At 48.9% G+C, this 18,122-nt stretch carries 14 protein-coding genes; 8 read left to right on the top strand and 6 right to left on the bottom strand.

Annotated elements, in window-relative coordinates; all coding sequences use genetic code 11:
• Positions 1-57 precede the first annotated feature (57 nt).
• The 5 genes from BUB99_RS05595 to BUB99_RS05575 are packed head-to-tail and all read left to right on the top strand — an operon-like array spanning position 58 to position 8,734.
• Positions 58-789 carry an alpha/beta hydrolase gene (locus tag BUB99_RS05595; RefSeq protein ID WP_245816803.1) on the top strand — a complete coding sequence of 244 codons (732 nt, stop codon included), beginning with the start codon at positions 58-60 and terminating at the stop codon, positions 787-789.
• 3 nt (positions 790-792) lie between these two features.
• Complete coding sequence (locus tag BUB99_RS05590) at positions 793-2,721, top strand: hypothetical protein (protein WP_073120229.1); 1,929 nt, start codon at positions 793-795, stop codon at positions 2,719-2,721.
• Positions 2,722-2,731: 10 nt separating this feature from the next.
• Entirely contained in the window at positions 2,732-5,464 is a 2,733-nt protein-coding gene (locus tag BUB99_RS05585; RefSeq protein ID WP_073120227.1) for a hypothetical protein, read from the top strand.
• Positions 5,465-5,489: 25 nt separating this feature from the next.
• Complete coding sequence (locus BUB99_RS05580; RefSeq protein WP_073120225.1) at positions 5,490-7,127, top strand: sulfatase family protein; 1,638 nt, start codon at positions 5,490-5,492, stop codon at positions 7,125-7,127.
• Positions 7,128-7,141: 14 nt separating this feature from the next.
• The gene (locus tag BUB99_RS05575; protein ID WP_073120223.1) at positions 7,142-8,734 is read left to right on the top strand and encodes a sialate O-acetylesterase; all 1,593 of its coding nucleotides are present in this window, start codon (positions 7,142-7,144) and stop codon (positions 8,732-8,734) included.
• A 106-nt stretch (positions 8,735-8,840) separates the two neighbouring features.
• On the opposite strand, the gene BUB99_RS05570 is transcribed toward BUB99_RS05575, so the two are convergent.
• The 6 genes from BUB99_RS05570 to BUB99_RS05545 all read right to left on the bottom strand — a co-directional run bounded on the left by BUB99_RS05570 (position 8,841) and on the right by BUB99_RS05545 (position 12,328).
• Positions 8,841-9,176 carry a CREC-EF hand family protein gene (locus BUB99_RS05570; protein ID WP_084190362.1) on the bottom strand — a complete coding sequence of 112 codons (336 nt, stop codon included), beginning with the start codon at positions 9,174-9,176 and terminating at the stop codon, positions 8,841-8,843.
• Between the two features lie 69 nt (positions 9,177-9,245).
• Positions 9,246-9,875, bottom strand: coding sequence for a DUF6702 family protein (locus BUB99_RS05565; RefSeq protein WP_073120219.1), 630 nt, complete (start codon positions 9,873-9,875; stop codon positions 9,246-9,248).
• Between the two features lie 9 nt (positions 9,876-9,884).
• The gene (locus tag BUB99_RS05560; RefSeq protein WP_245816802.1) at positions 9,885-10,859 is read right to left on the bottom strand and encodes a YHYH protein; all 975 of its coding nucleotides are present in this window, start codon (positions 10,857-10,859) and stop codon (positions 9,885-9,887) included.
• A 95-nt stretch (positions 10,860-10,954) separates the two neighbouring features.
• A complete protein-coding gene (locus BUB99_RS05555; protein WP_073120215.1) occupies positions 10,955-11,431 on the bottom strand; it encodes a hypothetical protein in 477 nt (158 codons plus the stop codon).
• Positions 11,424-11,729 carry a hypothetical protein gene (locus BUB99_RS05550; protein WP_073120212.1) on the bottom strand — a complete coding sequence of 102 codons (306 nt, stop codon included), beginning with the start codon at positions 11,727-11,729 and terminating at the stop codon, positions 11,424-11,426. Before BUB99_RS05550 ends, BUB99_RS05555 begins: the two co-directional genes overlap by 8 nt.
• Positions 11,726-12,328: an RNA polymerase sigma factor gene (locus BUB99_RS05545; RefSeq protein ID WP_073120209.1), complete on the bottom strand. Its 603-nt coding sequence runs from the start codon at positions 12,326-12,328 to the stop codon at positions 11,726-11,728. The genes BUB99_RS05550 and BUB99_RS05545 overlap by 4 nt, the downstream gene beginning before the upstream one ends.
• 432 nt (positions 12,329-12,760) lie before the next feature.
• Between BUB99_RS05545 and BUB99_RS05540 the strand changes: the two genes are divergently transcribed.
• From BUB99_RS05540 to BUB99_RS05530, 3 genes are all read left to right on the top strand, one after another.
• A complete protein-coding gene (locus tag BUB99_RS05540; protein WP_073120204.1) occupies positions 12,761-14,131 on the top strand; it encodes an alpha-L-fucosidase in 1,371 nt (456 codons plus the stop codon).
• Positions 14,132-14,204: 73 nt separating this feature from the next.
• Positions 14,205-16,559 carry a peptide-binding protein gene (locus BUB99_RS05535; RefSeq protein WP_073120201.1) on the top strand — a complete coding sequence of 785 codons (2,355 nt, stop codon included), beginning with the start codon at positions 14,205-14,207 and terminating at the stop codon, positions 16,557-16,559.
• Between the two features lie 54 nt (positions 16,560-16,613).
• Positions 16,614-18,044, top strand: a complete 1,431-nt coding sequence (locus BUB99_RS05530) for a glycoside hydrolase family 30 protein (protein ID WP_073120198.1) — start codon at positions 16,614-16,616, stop codon at positions 18,042-18,044.
• The last annotated feature ends 78 nt before the right edge of the window (positions 18,045-18,122 follow it).

The raw sequence follows: 18,122 nt of genomic DNA, 5'->3' as shown, positions 1-18,122 counted from the left end.
GATCGTCAGGAGCCGATCCGTCTCACTTACAAAATCATCGATGGCGATACGCTAGATATGATCTTGCGCTATCCTCCCGACTACAAGAAGTCAAAGAAGTACCCGACCTTCGTCTTCTTCTTTGGCGGTGGATGGAATGGCGGTACCATCAAGCAATTTGAACCTCAGGCAGCATATTTTGCGTCGAGAGGTATGGTGACTGTATTGGTGGATTATAGAGTGAAAAACAGACACCAGACCACACCCTACGAGGCGGTGGCAGATGCCAAGTCTTCGATTCGTTTCCTCCGCAGCAATGCCAAACAGCTCAATATCCATCCGAAAAAGATTGTCGCATCGGGGGGCTCAGCGGGAGGACATCTCGCAGCTGCTTGTGGTGTGTGTCCGGGACTGGATCAGGCAGGAGAGGACTTGAGTGTCAGTTCCAAAGCCAATGCTCTCGTCTTGTTCAATCCGGTCTTCGACAATGGGCCGGAAGGCTTCCAGCATGAGCGCATGGGCGAGCGGTGGCAGGAGATTTCGCCCGCACACAACATCACCGCCGACGCACCGCCGACCATCGTATTTTTGGGACGTGAGGATCATTTGATCCCCGTCAGTATTGCCGAAAACTACCAAGCCAAAATGGAAGCTGCAGGCGCGCGCTGCGAGCTCTTCCTCTACGAGGGAGCAGGTCACGGTTTCTTCAACAACTACAAATACGACGGCAAGTTCTACACACTCACCGTCCGCGAGACCGACCTGTTTTTGATTTCTCTCAAATACCTGAAAGGTGAACCCACAATATAAATCATGAAAAAGCTCATCCTACTTGGCCTCATGGCTCTGGCACTGTATAGCTGCGCTCCTCAGGAGCAAACACCGCTAGATATAGCAGAATACCTCTCGCTGGCAGACTCAGCGGCCATACATCCCAATGCACAACAGCTCGATAGGCTGAAAGGACTCGTGCCAGAAGAGGCCTTTCAGCCCGCGCCGGACTATACCGATCGAGGATATTGGAAAGATTTTGCCAAGACGGACTTGGGACAATACTACCTCAATCAAGCCGCCGAGCTGATCGACAAGAAGCCAGAAGTGCCGATCTCTGACGAAATCTACCGCCGCGCCAATCGGGAGGGCAACCGTGGCATCTACAAGCCGCACTACTACCGTACCATGGATCGATTGGAAAAGTACATCCTGGCCGAGTGCATGGAAAACCAAGGACGCTACCTCGACCCCATCGTCGAGCATACCCAGGCCATATTGGCGATGAAGTCTTGGCTACACCCCAACCACGACGACAAGGACAATACCGTACTGGAGGGCAAAAGAGTGTCGATAGACCTGGGAGCGAGAAAATTCGCTTTGGTGCTGGCGCTGGCCGATGCGGTACTGACTGACAAGCTGCCCGCCACACTGCGCCAAGAGATAGGGACTCAGCTGCGATGGAGGATTACCGATTCCTACCTGCAGTCTACCAAAGAACTGGAGCCGGAAAGCAACAAATGGATTCGCAGCACCAGCAATTGGAACTCTGTCTGTACCAGCGGCACCCTCTTTAGTATCATGGTGACTTCTGATAGCCAGGAAGAAAGACTTCAGGCCATCGGTAGCGCGATCAACAGCATGCGCTACTATATGTCAGGATTTGGCGATGACGGCTACTGCTCGGAGGGGACCGGCTACTGGAGTTACGGCTTTGGTCATTACCTCTATCTGGCCGAGATACTCTATGACTATACGGATGGAAAGATTGATCTATTCACTTTCGATAATCCACAGAAAATGAGGAAGGTGGCCAACTTCCCAGAGACCTATCAAATACATCCCGGTCTGTATGCGCCATTTTCGGATGGGGTGACTCGGGTCAAAAGTGAACATAATTTTGCCTACGTGATGGCGGCTAAGTACTACGGCTCGCAAAAGCCGAGCTACTTCCAGCCCGATGAGGCCGTGCAGTCTATTGTACTCGGTGCAGATTATCAAAACTACATTTCAGATCAAGCAGCGGAGGTTTCACTGCCTGATCATACCTACTTCGACGACTATGGGATCATCATCTCACGAGGACAGCAGGAGCAGCCTTTGTCCATCGCGATCAAGGCGGGACACAATGCCGAAAACCACAATCACAGCGACGTAGGGAGCTATGTGATCGCACTGGGTGATCAGCTACCTGCGGGAGACATAGGAGCACCGTCTTACACTGCGGGGGCTTTTGCACCGACCAATCCGGCTCGCAGCTCTTGGGGGCATCCTGTGCCGAGGATCGACGGGCAGCTACAGTCCAACGGGATCGAATATGCAGGCCAAATCACCATGACTGAGTTTGGAGATCAGGTAGACCGAGCAGAGATGAACTTGCTACCAGCCTACGAGGTGGAGGGGCTGCAGCAGCTCACACGTCGCATGAGCAATGACAAGTCTGGTCAGGGTGAGATTGAGATTGCAGATAGTTTTGTGGCCTCTCGACCACTGACCTTTGGTACGGCCATCATGACGCTGGGCGAGTACCAGATCATTGATGACAGCACCGTGATACTGACCGAAAATGGTGCGAGACTGAAAGCCGTAGTTACTGCAGTTGGGGGTGAGTTTAACCTCAGTGGAGAGCAAGTGCCAGTCGAGCACTTGCGCGAAGGAGCACCAGCCTACCGGATCGGAGTAGATATGGTAGAGCCGCTGACAAGGGGAGAGTTTATAGTGAGATATAGCCCTTTGAGCAACATAGATTAACGAACGAGTCATGAAGATAAGACCACAAATACTACTTGCGCTACTATTGTCTCTATCCTTTTGGGGCAAAGCCCAAATCCCCTTGCCGCAAAACTTGGAGCAAGGCTACCCGCGTATTTACCTCACGCAGGAGGAGAAGAAAGACCTAGAGAAAACGATCCGAAAGGAAGCTTGGGCGCAGGAGGTACTGGCAGGTATTCACGATCGGATAGATGAGCACGTGGAGCGTCATGTCAGCGATCCGGAGTGGATGGTGTCCCGACTGATGATGTACTGGCAGAGCAAGGCGAACAATGTGTATGTAGAGGGGATTTACTATTCTCATGCCGATGGGGAAGCGCCTGTGCCGACCGTACGATATACGGGCTCACGTGACTATACGACCGACTATGCCATGCCAGCCCTTGAGGATATCCTGCCTTATATGGATGATGAGCGGGGGCTTTATTTGGTCAACAAAACCAAAGAAGATCGCCCCATGGAGTGGGTGCATGAGTCTGAGACGGGAGGCATTATTCACCGTCACAATCAGCGCATTCTCGGCTATGCACGCGATGCGGCCTTCTTGTATTGGTTGGAGGGAGATGAGCGCTACGCCCGATTTGCGTACGACATATTCGATACCTATATGATGGGGATGTACTATCGCAGGGAGCCTATCGATCTGTTGCACGGACACATCCAGACACTGGTTGGGCTTACTTGTTTTCAGGTGATCCATGAGAGTACCCTAATCCAAGTGGCAGAGCTATATGATTTTCTACACCGCTATATCGAGCAAAAGCACCCGGGACAAATCGAATACTACGAAGCGACCATCAAGAAATGGAACGATCTGATCATCAAAAACGGCGTGCCGCAAAACAACTGGAATCTGCACCAGGCCAAGATTATCCTCAAAGCAGCCATGGTGCTACAAGACAATGCCGATTACGCCGATGGCAAAGGACGAGAGTACTACATCGACTACATCCTCAACGAGACCTCGGCACGTCAGTGGTCGCTCACCAAGTTTATGGAGTATGGCTATGATTTTGACAATGGCGTGTGGGCGGAGTGCCCCGGCTACTCGCAGGGGGTGACCAAAGACCTGACGCACTTTATGGTGGATTTTCAAAACACCTTCGATCACAACTTGCTGCCCTATATGCCGGTGATGGATGCCGCAGTGACCATGCTGCCTCAGTATCTCTTCCCCAATGGGCAAACGGTGGCCTTCGGGGATACCTACTACGGGCCGGTCACCACAGCGCCGATGAGCGATATGGTCCGCATCGCCCAGCATACGGGTGACAAGCAGCGCGAAGAAGACTATACAGCCATGTATCGCTTGTTCGCTGAGGAGGGGGAAAACGAGGACAAGCGCAAAGTCCGTCCTGAGATTGCTTCGTTTTTTGCCGCCAAGCCACTAGCGCTCAATCCCAAGTATGCCGCTGGCGAAAGGGCTGACTACATCACGCAGACTTTCTACGCGCCCAACGTCAGCTGGCACGTCCAGCGCATGGGTGAGGGACGTGACGGCATGATGGTCTCCCTCAACGGTTCGCTGGGCAATCACATGCACGCCAATGGTATCAATATGGAGCTCTACGGCAAGGGTTTTGTACAGGGAGCAGACCCAGGCAAGGGAGCTGGCTATCTACAGCCGATATACTTAGAGTACTATTCGCAGTTTCCCGCGCACAACACGGTGATGGTCGATGGAGCCTCGTCTTATACCGAGATGCTGAGCTACCACGCTTTTGATCTGATGGGGGAGTATCCTAAGTCCGAGCAGCGGTCGGGCTATTACCCGGCTATTACCTATTCGGATGTGTTTTTTCTCGAACCAGAGACACGCAGCGATCAGAGCCGCTTGGTCAGTATCGTCAAGACCGGTGAGGCCACAGGCTATTACATCGACATATTCCGCTCACGCAAGCAGCGCAAGGGCGACAAGTTTCACGACTACTATTACCACAATCTGGGTCAACAAATGGAGCTGACCGATGAGTCAGACCAGTTGCTCGACTTGAGTCCGAGCGACGAGATGGGTTTTGCCGGAGGGCATCTGTATGCGCTCGACTATATGTGGGACAAGCAGTCTGTGGAGACCGACGAAGACTATCAAGTGGAGTGGACGATCCATCAGCCGGAGGGAGAAGACGATGTGAAGATGAAGCTCTGGATGAAGGGAACCGAAGGCCGTGAAGTCTTTGCCATCAAGAGTCCCCCAAACAAGGCCTTCAAGGGGGGCGGAGGCTTGCCTTATGAGGTAGGCAAGCAGCCCTACCTCACCTTTGCGGCGCGCCAGCATGGCGAGGCTTGGGAGCATCCCTTTGTGGCGGTGTATGAGCCTTACACGTCGGGCGAGGGCTCGCAGATCAGGAGCATCGATGGCTTTGAAGACGAGAGCGGAAGTGCCGAGTTTGTAGGGGTGGCGGTGACGCATCAATCGGGCCGTGAGGACTTTGTGTTTTCGTGCCGAGAGGGGCAGGAGGCTACTTATCAGGGCATGGCGACTGATGCTAGCTATGCATTGATCGGAACGGAAGAAAATGGAGATGTGATCTACTTCATGGGCAATGGCACCACGCTCAAAGGAAAGGGTTTTGAAATCAACACAGAGCAAAAGGGGAATGTGGTTTTGACTCAAAAAGGCGGTAAATTGATCCTGCACAACGAAGTGCCAGTCAACATAAATCAAGGTCAAGGGGAACAGTACTTTGAGCCCGGAGAGTACCGCGAAATAGCATTAAACTAAAGAGAACAATAGAATATATTCATTTATGAAAAATCAATTGATACTATTATTGGGCGTTTTGGCACTAGGGTCGTGTAGCACGCCCAAGGAAGAAGCGAGTAAACCTAAGCGCCCCAATATCCTTTTTATCATGTCGGATGATCACGCCTATCAGGCCATCAGTGCCTACGGCAGTGAGCTGCTCCAGACCCCCAATATCGATCGATTGGCAGATGAGGGGATGCTTTTTACCAACGCTTGTGTGTCCAACTCGATCTGCGCTCCGTCGAGAGCGACGATCCTCACGGGCAAGCACACGCACATCAATGGCAAGATCGACAACCTGATGCCTTTCGATACCACGCAGGTGACTTTCCCTCAGATATTTCAGGCCAATGGCTACCAGACGGCCATGTTTGGCAAGTTGCACTTCGGCAACAACCCCAAGGGCGTGGATGATTTTATGATCTTGCCGGGCCAGGGCTATTACCTCAATCCCGACTTCAATACGCCCGAGGGAGACACCACCATCATGGGCTATGTGACCGATGTGATCACCGACTTGACCCTCGATTGGCTCAAAGAAGATCGCGACGAAGACAAGCCCTTTATGATGATGTATATGCACAAGGCACCGCACCGTCCCTGGTGGCCGAGAGCTGATAAGTTTGCTGAGTTTACACAAAAGCAATTCCCAGAGCCAGAGACCTTGTTCGACGATTATTCAAATCGTGGCACAGCGGCTAAGACTGCAGAGATGAACTTGCTCACACACATGATGTACAGCCACGATAGCAAGATCCGTCCTGAGCTACTAGAGGAGATGGGCGACAAGGCCTCTCCGAAAGTAGAGGAATTCGAAAACGGTTTTTATGGTCCGTATGGAAGAGCTACAGCCGAACAAAAAGCGCAATACGATCCGATTCTGGATAAGATCAATGCCGACTTTGAGCAAAACTGGCCCAACATGACCGAGGAGGAGAAAATGAGATGGAAGTACCAGCGATACATGCAGGACTACCTGGGCTGCATATCCTCTGTGGACGACAATGTAGGTCGTGTCCTGGACTACCTCGACGAAAGCGGCCTGGCAGAAAACACCATCGTAGTGTACACCTCAGATCAAGGCTTCTATCTCGGAGATCACGGCTGGTTCGACAAGCGTTTCATCTACAACGAATCCTTCAAAACCCCACTGATGGTGAGATGGCCGGAAAAGATAAAAGCCGGTGTAGTAGAAAACGAAATGGTGCAAAACCTGGACTTTGCGCAGACCTTGCTAGAGGCCGCAGGGATCAACTCACCGAGCGATATGCAGGGCGAGAGCCTGATGCCTTTGCTCGCGGGTAACAAGGAGCAGTGGGACAGAGATGCCGTCTACTACCACTACTACGAGTACCCGAGCGTGCACATGGTCAAACGGCACTACGGTATCGTGACCAAGGAGTACAAGCTGGCACACTTCTACTACGATATCGACGAGTGGGAGCTCTACGATCGCCTCAACGATCCCAACGAAATGAACAACGTCTATGACGACCCAGCCTACGCTGAGGTAGTCGCAGAGCTCAAAGACAAACTCACCGAACTGCGTGCGAAGTACAAAGACTCACCAGAGCTGGACAGTATCTTTATCGAAAAGTACAAAAATATGCAGATCGAGAAGGGTAACGATTTTTGGTAGGATAGCATGTACGTATGAAAAAACTAAAGATTGTAGTCCTGTTCTTGCTTGCGCCTGTGCTGGCGCAAGCAGACATCTTGCTCCATTCACTATTTGTAGACGGCATGGTGCTGCAGCGCAACAGCGAAGTACCGATATGGGGTTGGGCTGATCCCGGTGAGGCAGTGGCCATCAGTGCCAGTTGGGGCGCAAATGCTCATGCAGTAGCAAGAGCTGACAGCACTTGGCGCGCTACTTTGCAGACTCCAGACGCAGGAGGGCCTTTTCAACTGACTGTCTCAGGTGAAAATACACTGACCATTAGCGACGTGCTGTCTGGTGAAGTGTGGTTGTGTACGGGCCAATCCAACATGGATTTTGCCATGTCTCAATTCACTAAAGATGCTCGGGAAAGCCAGTACCAACCATTGGTCGAATACATGCGAGAAGAGATCGCTAGGGCTAATGATCCTTGGATCAGGCACATCGAGGTGCCGCGAAACACGGCGCTAGATGGCAAGGCGAAGAATTTTGAAGGAGATTGGGTCAGCGTCAACCCTGAGCAGACCGGGCAGATCACGGCTACAGGTTACTTTTTTGCGAAGAAACTGCGGGAGCATCTAAATGTACCCATCGGTTTGGTAGAATGTTCCTGGGGTGGTACGCGTATCCAGCCTTGGATTCCTGAGTCGGCCTATCAGGCCAATCCAGAGATGAAAGCCTATTTTGAAGAGAGTAGGGGGCATACCAGGCGCATTACGGATAGCGTGAGTGTGGAGGATTTCGAAGATGTAGATTTTGAAGCACGCTTTGCTGCCTGGAAGGCCAGTGACCGAAGTAAGTCACGACCTTGGCCAAGAGTACATCCGGCAGAGGACAAGCAACTGCCCGCCACGCTGTACAACGGCATGCTGTCGGCAGTGATACCTTACCACATAGCCGGTGCGATTTGGTATCAGGGCGAGAGCAATTCGCACTTCAAAGAAGACGAGCACGAGCAGTATTTCAAGACATTGATCAATAGCTGGCGATCGGCTTGGGGACAGGGAGATTTTCCATTCTATTACATGCAGTTGGCCAATTATATCACCAAAGACCAGCGATCAGATGTGGGCTGGGCGATGGTCAATGATGCCATACGAAGGGCGCTGGAGTTGCCCAATACAGGCATGGCCGTGCTCATTGATATAGGAGAGGGCAAAGACGTACATCCGCACAACAAAATGGATGCAGGATCGCGTCTCGCACTATGGGCCTTGGCCAATGACCATCAAGTGAAGGTAGATGCGGTGAGTGGGCCGCTATTTGAAAAGGCTAAATTCAAGAAGGGAAAAGCCATCGTATCCTTCGATCATGTGGGCGCAGGTCTAATGATAGCCAATAAACATCTGATGAATCCCGTGGAGGAGGTGAATGAAGCCCTGAAGCACTTCGAGCTTGCCGGAGCGGACGGACAGTGGCATGAGGCCATCGCTGTGATCAAAGGCAAGGATAAAGTAGAGGTCTCTAGTCCACAAGTACCTAAGCCCGCGTATGTACGCTATGCCTGGGCTTCCAATCCCATAGGCGTCAACCTCTACAATAGAGAAGGTTTGCCTGCTGCGGTGTTCTTGTCCAATGGAAAATAAAGAAGGTCGGGGTGTACACCCCGACCTAAACCATCTCCAACCAAATCATTATATTACTGCATCAATTTTGGGTAATGTCAGTTGAATGATGAGTCTTTCGGAGTACTTATCTAGGTCCACCTCCTCTTTGTGGACGAGGAGCATTTTTGATTTCACTTTCCGAAAGGAAACCATCTTCATTGGTGTCTATCTTTGAAAAATCATTGGCCAAAGGGCCAGAAACTTCATCCTTGGCTAGCATGCCATCTTCATTCGCATCCATTTCGGAGAGTAGTTGATCATAGCTAGGAGGCCCTTGTTGACGACCTCCCTGTTGTCCACCACCACCTTGCTGTGACATTCGGGGTTGTTCGTTGTTGGAGCTTTGATTTTTTTGAGAGGCGCATGAAGTGAAGCTTATGATCAGTGCACCAAGCGCCATTGTTTTGATTGTAATTTTCATGTTATTTTTATTTTTCTTTTAGACGTGAGTCTTTTCTTGATCCCTCGATATTGAATCGAAAAAGTAAGTTTATGACGGGTGAGTCACTGTCAATCCCTTCCTTTTGTAGGCCCCTCTCCATAGAAAATACACAGTAAATCCTACCAATAGAGCCAAACTGGGTAGCATTAGCCATGATTGTGTAGCCTTTTGTGTGTTTTCGACTATTGCGTTGTCTTGAAGAGCCAGATCAAGGCGATAGTTATTTTCTTTATGGAGTACAAAAGCTTTCTTTTCCAAACCCTCTTTAGAAATACTAAATAGGCTGCGACTCTGATGGATGTTTTTGAATGCTTGGTTTTGAATTGAAATTTCTTGTATCGAAACGGGAATGCTATGCAGTTCGAAGATCACAGAAGTTGCATGAGCGAGTTGTACAAAACCATGACCGACCTCTACTTGCTTGCCATCGACTCGAAGATCTATTGACTTACGTAGATGATTCACTAGCAACTGATTAAATTCTTCCGCAGTGGTATATGCATTTTCTCCAAATTGCTGCTTTACTACATATTGAAAAGCTGCCGCTGCTGCATTTAGTTGCATTGTCCACTGTTCATTGTGCTGTACTAGTGTGATTGATGAGATATCAGCTTGATGTGCTTTTGCTGAGTTCAGCAAAAGCACTATGCCCAACAAGAACAAAGTTATTTTCTTCATGTCCTTCTTTTAATAGATGTATGCACCATACAGACAGTTGATGAAATTATTGGAACCGGGAGCATCTACATGGTAATGGTAGCCTCTAGTGTCATCATAGTGTCCTCGGCAGGCATCCAGATCATCGGGTTCTGTGCTGTCTTCGTTGAGTTGTGCGAATATGCCGTGACCGTCAATGGCATATCCGATCATAGGAGCATGTCCGTCTTCTTGAGAGATTTGTGCAGATTTACCTGTGGCGGCATGGTAGTGATAGCCTTGGTGTACGTTGATGTGTCCTCCTGCATCATCAAAAGGCGCCAAGGTATAGGCACTCAATATGTTGTCTACTGGGGCGGAAGCGGAAAATTCTACGCCATTGAAAGCGATACCTCTTACCAAGGGGCCAGATGAGTTGGGTCCCATGCCCGCAAAGTATTCGTAGGAAGTAAGTTTGACCGGTGTAGTCGGGATCAACCAAGTGCGGGTCAATTCAGTGATGTAGTCGGGGATACATTCTACGCAATAGTTTTTGTAATCTTCTCCCACATTGGGATTGGCTGCATTGATACAGTCTGTTTCGGTATTGGTCACGTAGACGTCTCCATTTTCGTCATACATCAACCAGGTGTCGTCGCTGTAGAAGTTGGCCATATTGGCAATGAATGCTCCGTCTACGTCGTATACTTCTCCATTTTCTATCCAGATACCTCCAGCCTCCGCATCATCGGATATGTTGTCAGGGCACCAAGGGCCCATTTCATGATCTGTAGGAGTGCTAGCTATGATTTGATAACAAGTAGTATTGGTACCATCCGAAAGCGTACAGTCTACTACAGTAACCGTCGTGCCTTGGAGGAATAGCTCAGAATCTACATCTACTATGGTGCCTATTTCTGTGTCATGATTGAAATTTGTTGTGTTGTTTTCATCTTTACAACTATTGGCTGATAGCATCACAGTAGCTAGTAGCACTGAGGTCATAATCAATCGAATCTTTTGCATGTCTTGTGTTTTAGTCATTTAGACGTGCATAGATTTTTTATCCCTCGCCATAGGAGTGAAAAATTCCCTAGGCCAGTTGTGGCCTAGTTAAGCTACTACGGTCTAAATGGAGGCCTGTCAGGCCTTTTGCCCTGTTGGTCATCCTCAAGCAGGAGGGGCAAAATACTCTTCAATACACTGTCGAAGTGCAGGCTTTGTTTTTCGTCACACAGTCCCTTGAGCTCCTCAAAATGACGATAAGTGACCATGATTTTTTCTTCCTCGAGTTGGAGAATTTTATCTAGTTGAACATTTTCTTTTGCTGTTGTACCGTTGGTAAGTAGTTGATTGAAGAACGCTTTGATTAGTTCTCTTTCTTGCAGATCAATGCCTCGAAGCGTGTGGCGATGTTGCATGGCCATGCCGTCATATATTCTTTTTTGATCCTCATTTAGGTTCAGTTCTTCACTGATTTTGTCTTTGATGTCATTCTGTCTTTGGGGAGGTTTGGGACGAAACAGGAACAGCGACACCCAGGTTATATTGATGACGAGCAAGACGAAAAAACCGATTTTGTATGTTTTGTTATTCATATGCGTACAAGTTGAAATCATTAATCAATTGGGGGTATGCGTCATTTGTTGTGTTACTGGAAGTGAAAGATTTAAAAAAACTAGAAGCCGCCCAGATGTTGGGGCAAATTAATAGTGCAACCACTGCCGCTACTTTGATCCAGTTAGGAGTAGAAGGACCTAGAGGTGTGAGTTGTCGATTCTTCTCAGACAGTGCTTGTTCAATCTTCGCAAAACCGTCACGAGGAGCTTTGGCTCTTTGTATCCCTTCCAGGCTGTTCATGATCTCATTTATGCGATTGTCTTTATCCATGTTCATTTCGACGTGTTTTTATTTTTGATCCCTCGGTCTGGGTAGTGTTTTTCTAACGCTTGTTTCAAATTTTGTTTGGCACGTTGTACCAGTGATTCTATGCTCTTTCTGCTTTGATCCATGATCTCTGCTACTTCTTTGTGAGGTAGACCTTCGATTTGAGTCAGGATGAAGGCCGTTTTTTGATTTTCAGAAAGATTGTCGATGGCACGAAAGAGCAATTTAGCATCTTCTTTGTTTTCTAGCTTTACTCCGGGATGTACAAAATCGGGGGATTCATATTTGATCTCCGTACTGTTTTTGAGGTAAATGGAGGTGAAGATGCCTGCTCTTTTTTGGCTTTTTTTCTTTCGTAGAAAATCCAATGATTTGTTTACAGCGATACGGTAAATCCAGGTGCTGATCGATGAGCTGAATTGAAAGCTATGTGCGGTATGATAGATCGTGACAAAAACATCTTGCAATAGCTCCTCGGCATCTTCAGTGTTTTTGGTGTAGCTGATCAATGTGTTGTATACGCGATCACTATAGTGGGTGAATAGTTGCTCTAGTGCCTCTTGGCTGCCATTTGCGATGGCTTCTATACATTTGTTTTCTTCGATCATTCAATGTGGCTGGTTCATACATCATCCCAATTGGCCTACGTTTTACAAAGTAAATGAAAAAGCAGCTTTCGTAAACCCTAATGATTGCTTTTACCTAGATACTCCTCCAGTATCTCTACGGTGTTCTTTACTCTTTTTCCAGAAGGTATTCTTTGGCTAGCAGCCTAGGAGCACTGCTCATCTCGGCCATACATTGTTGGATTTATAACCATGGTTTTTTTAGTTCTTGCTCTAGAGAAAAATGGAGATTATTTTACATTGAACGATAATTGATTGGTTCAGACACAATAGTTATAAGCATCCGCTTTGCTTTTGTTGAACTTGCGAGTAGATATAGTTGACGAAGTAGTGGGTTGGATTTAGGCTTGATCAGAATAGGTCGTACCTTCACTTTTTATACTTAGGGATACAATTATTATAGTAAAAATTAAGATGAAGAAAGCATTGAATTACTTGTGCGCAGCTCTGTTGATATTCGGAGCGGCATGTCAGCAAAAAGAGAAAGAAGGAAATAAGGAAGCGACAGAAGAGGAAGTAGTCATCAGCGATGATGAGCGTATGGAGTGGTGGCGAGATGCCGGATTCGGGATGTTTATTCACTGGGGTGCCTATGCAGTGCCAGGAGGTCAGCGTGGCGATACCATTTGTGGTGGTGGTGCCGAGTGGATCATGGACAAGCTGGACTATACCATCGAAGATTATGAAAAAGAAGTGGTCGCTGAGTTCAATCCGACAGATTTTGACGCGAACAAATGGGTAGCCATGGCCAAGGATGCAGGAATGAAGTACATCGTGATTACTTCTAAGCATCACGATGGTTTTTGTCTGTGGGATTCTAAAGTGACGGACTATGACATCATGGATGCCTCCGATTTCAAGAGAGACATCATCAAGGAGCTGGCAGAGGCTTGTGAGAAGGAAGGTATCAAGTTTTGCTTCTACCACTCGATCGTAGACTGGCACCACCCCCAGGCTCAAGCGCCACTGTACCCCAATTACAACGCGGGACAGAAAGACCAGACCGTTTTCAATCCTGAGTTTCCCAAATACTACGAAAACTACCTGAAACCGCAGGTTCAGGAGCTCCTGACCAACTACGGAGACATAGGTGTAGTTTGGTTCGATGGAGATTGGATTCCTGACTATACCACAGAGATGGGCAAGGAGATGTATAACATGATCCTGGATATACAGCCTCGTACGATCGTCAACAATCGTGTGGACAAAGGTCGCAATGGCATGGAAGGTATGGACAAAGAAGGCAACTTTGCGGGAGATTTCGGGACACCAGAGCAGGAAATTCCTGATACAGGTATTGATGCGGATTGGGAAGCTTGTATGACCATGAACGGGTCGTGGGGCTACAAACCATCCGACACCAACTGGAAGAGCAGTGAAGATCTGATCCAGAAGCTGGTCGATATCGTGTCCAAAGGCGGTAATTTTCTGCTCAATGTAGGGCCTGATCCGAAGGGGAACTTCCCGCCCGAAAGTGTAGAGCGTCTGGCCGACATGGGCAAGTGGACCAAAGTAAATGGTGAAGCGATTTATGGAGCTCAGGCGAGTCCCTACGAAAGACCTGAGTGGGGAAGATATACGGCTAAGGACGGGATAGTCTATGCCCATGTATTTGAGTGGCCAGAAGATGGCCAATTGGTGATCAATACCGAAATCAAGCCGAAGAAAATCACCCTGTTGGCTGACTCTGCGACTATCTTGGAGTGGGATGCAGACCAGTCTGTGATCATGCTGCCAGCTGAGGTTGTAGACCCAGTCGCGACTGTGATCAAAATAGAATATTAATTAGTTGTTTGAATGAGTAATAGCTGACTGCTTGCCCTGGCAGTTGGCTGACTCATATTCTCCTTTTTTTCTTATGAAGACTTTTATTTACTATCTAACGCTATGGGCGTTAGTTGCTTTGCTGTGGAGCTGTTCAGAGACGGGCCGAACCATCTATGTCAATCCCGAAGGTCAGGCGATGGGCACAGGATCTGCCGCTGATCCCTACAATTCGATCGAAAAAGCCCTGCTGGTGGCCGAACTTTACATGGAGGAGGAAGGAGTTCAGGACATTACCATACATATACAAGCCGGGATCTACCGATTGACTCAACCTATTGTATTATCTGCCGCCCAGAGCGGACTGAACATCATTGGAGCGGGTAGCGATCAGGTCAGTATCAAGGGTTCTGTACTCCTAGACTTGAAATGGGAAACCTATCAAGGAAAGATACAGGTAGCTCCCATCCCTGAAGGTGCAGATTTCGATCAGTTTTATGCCAATGGCCGAGGACAGATTCTCGCTCGCTATCCCAACTACGACGAGGAGGGTGGCGACTGGCAGGGACATGCCGCTGATGCCATCGCGCCTGAGCGCATCCGTACTTGGTCGCATCCCGAAGGAGCCTACTTTCATGCCATGCACCGTGGTAGATGGGGAGGATTCCACTACCAGATAGCAGGAGTAGACAGTACGGGCCAGGCCATCCTAGAGGGTGGACACCAAAACAACCGACCCTCAGCGCCGCACGATCAGTACCGCATGGTCGAAAATGTATTCGAAGAACTCGACAGCCCAGGCGAATGGTTTCTGGATCGAGAAAGTAAAAAACTGTACTACTGGCCAGAGCAGGGACTGGACATGGCGTCTGCAACTTTCGAAGGAGCCGTTTTGGAAAACCTCATTTCCCTACAGGGAAGTGAAGAAAAACCTGTGACAGACATTCGTATCTCAGGGATCAAGTTTGAGCATACCCGTCGTACTTTTATGAACGAGTACGAGCAGTTGCTCCGCAGCGACTGGTCGATCTTTAGAGGAGCGGCATTTTTCATCGAAGGAGCCGAAAACTGTGAGGTACGGGCCTGTGAATTCACCCAGTTGGGTGGCAATGTGATTTTCGTAAGTGGCTATAACCGCCAGATCGACATAGCCGAAAATCACATCCACGAGTGTGGTGCCAGCGCTATTTGCTTCGTGGGAGAGGCCTCTGCTGTGCGGTCACCTTCGTTTCGCTACGGGCAGTTTGTGCCCGTGGCAGAGATGGACACCATCAAAGGCCCTCAGAGCAACGAATATCCTAAGAATTGTACAGCCGAAAATAACCTGGTCTATCGCATCGGCCGGTTGGAAAAACAAAGCGCCGGCGTGGAGATCGCCATGGCAATGGATATCACTGTCCGCCACAACAGCATATATGACGTGCCCCGTGCAGGCATCAACATCGGTGATGGTACCTGGGGAGGGCATGTATTGGAGTACAACGACGTGTTCAATACCGTGTTGGAAACGGGCGATCATGGCTCGTTCAACTCTTGGGGACGCGACCGCTTTTGGCACCCCAACCGTCGATACATGGACAGCCTGACTATGACCAATCGCGCCATGACAGGCTGGGACGCCATCCATACGACCATCATTCGCAACAACCGTTTCCGCTGCGACCATGGCTGGGATATCGATCTCGACGATGGCTCGTCAAATTACCATATCTACAACAACCTCTGCCTCAATGGCGGTATCAAACTGCGTGAAGGTTTTGATCGGGTGGTAGAAAACAATGTAATGGTCAACAATGGCATGCATCCGCATGTGTGGTTTGCCAACTCCGAAGATGTGATCCGTCAGAATATAGCGATGAAAGCCCATCAGGATGTAAGTCAGAGAGGTTGGGGCAAGGAGATAGACCAAAATTTCTTTACGAATGAGGATGCTTTGCAGCTATCTCTAAGCAAGGGATTGGATTCTGCGAGTCGATTTGGAGACCCGCTCTTTGTAGATCCAGCCAGTCTGGACTACCGTGTAGAAGAGGGATCTCCTGCACTGGCTGTAGGTTTTGAAAATTTCCCGATGGATCAATTTGGGGTGCAAGTTCCTGCATTGAAATCCCTGGCCGAAACCCCAGAAGTACCGGATGTAGACATGGCCAGCCAGCAGGCGGTAGTCAACTCGGTGCTATGGCGCGGCATGAAGCTCAAGAGTATCGAAACCATGGCAGAACAGTCTGCTACCGGGCTGCCAGAGATCGCCGGTGTGATGGTACTCAAGATCATGGATCGACAAGCGCAACCGCTCAGGTTGAAGCCCGAAGATGTGATCCTGGAAGTGGACGGAGTGAAGATCAAAACCGTCGATGACTTTTTATCCCTCGACTGGGAAAGACTGGACAAAGAGAAAGCAGCGCTCGTAGTGATGCGCAATCAGTCGGAGAGAAAATACCGCATGAAGTAATGATGGCCTGTTTTTGAAGGGTTCAATATAAACAATGATTTAAAAGAAGGAGCAATGAAAATAAACAGTCTAATAGGTGTTTCGATTGGCGTGTGTCTCTCGATGGGGAGCATGGCGCAGAATGTGGATATGGTCTATACCACCGAAAGCCAACGATGGGTGGAGCCTAAGAAGTTTATGACCAAAACTGAGGCTACTGCTGAAAACACCATATCAGTCTACCCTGAGGAGACTTTGCAGGAGATGGATGGATTTGGTGGGGCATTCAACGAACTAGGTTGGGACGCACTGTCGTATTTGTCACAGTCCGAGTCAGACAAAGTCTTTCAGGAGATGTTTTCGGAGGATGGAGCCAACTTTTCCATGTGCCGCATTCCTATTGGCGCCAGTGACTATGCCTTGAGCTACTATAGCTCCAACGACGTGCCGGAGGACTTTGCGATGCGAGATTTCAATATTGACAGAGATAGATATATACTGATCCCCTTTATCAAAGAGGCCTTGAAGGTCAGACCCGATTTGCAAGTATGGGGGTCGCCGTGGTCTCCGCCAGCTTGGATGAAGGTAAATGAGCACTACGCGATGCGAAACGGTGAATTTGGCAATGCCAAAGATGGAAACAAGATGAATCCAGGAGCGAAGATTTTGAACAACGCGACGGGTTTCAAAATGCAAGAAAGATACCTGGAAGCCTACGCCCTTTATTTCTCTAAGTTCGTATCGGCTTATGCCAATGAAGGGGTGCCATTGTTTGCCATCATGCCGCAAAATGAAATTGCCTTCCAGCCGAACTGGCCGAGCTGTACCTGGAGACCAGAAGACATGGCCTACTTTATTGGTGAGTTTCTTGGACCACAGTTTGAGAAAGACGGGGTGGCATCAAAGATATGGTTGGGCAGCGTCAATGCCTCTGATCCCAATTATGTCAGGACAGTGTTGAACAACGAAAAAGCACAGCAGTATTTGGCCGGTGTAGGTTTCCAATGGGGTGGCGCCAAAGCGATAGCCACGATTCATGACGAATACCCTCAGTTCCAATACATGCAGACCGAAAACAAATGCGGCGAGCATGAAAACGATTGGACTTCTGTGGAAAGGTCATGGAAAGATCTGCTGCACTACATCAATAGCGGAGCAGGCTCCTATATGTATTGGAACATGATCCTCGACGAGACAGGCAGCAGTGCCTGGGGCTGGCCGCAAAACTCCATGGTCGTAATAGATCGCGACAGCAAACAAGTGAAATACACCGACGAGTACTACCTTTTCAAGCATATCTCTCATTTCGTACAGCCGGGAGATCGTTTTTTGAAATCAGAAGGAAAGAACCAATTGGCTTTCAAGAAAGCAGACGGGACAGTGGTCGTCTTACTCTACAACGGCGCGGAGCAAAACAGCCTCCGCACCGTGAATATTGGAGACCAGAAGGTCAATCTGGACCTAAAGCCTAGATCGATCAGTACCGTGACCATAAGTAATTATTAGTAATTCGAGTGAAGGCTGAGGGGGTGTCCTTCAGCCTTTTTTAGTCTCTCTTACTTCTCAAAAATGGATAGTTTGACA

The sequence above is a fragment of the Reichenbachiella agariperforans genome, assembly GCF_900142205.1.
Taxonomy (GTDB): Bacteria; Bacteroidota; Bacteroidia; order Cytophagales; family Cyclobacteriaceae; genus Reichenbachiella; species Reichenbachiella agariperforans.
The sequence above is the reverse complement of the archived record's forward strand: the minus strand, read 5'-3'. Positions and strand labels throughout refer to the sequence as shown.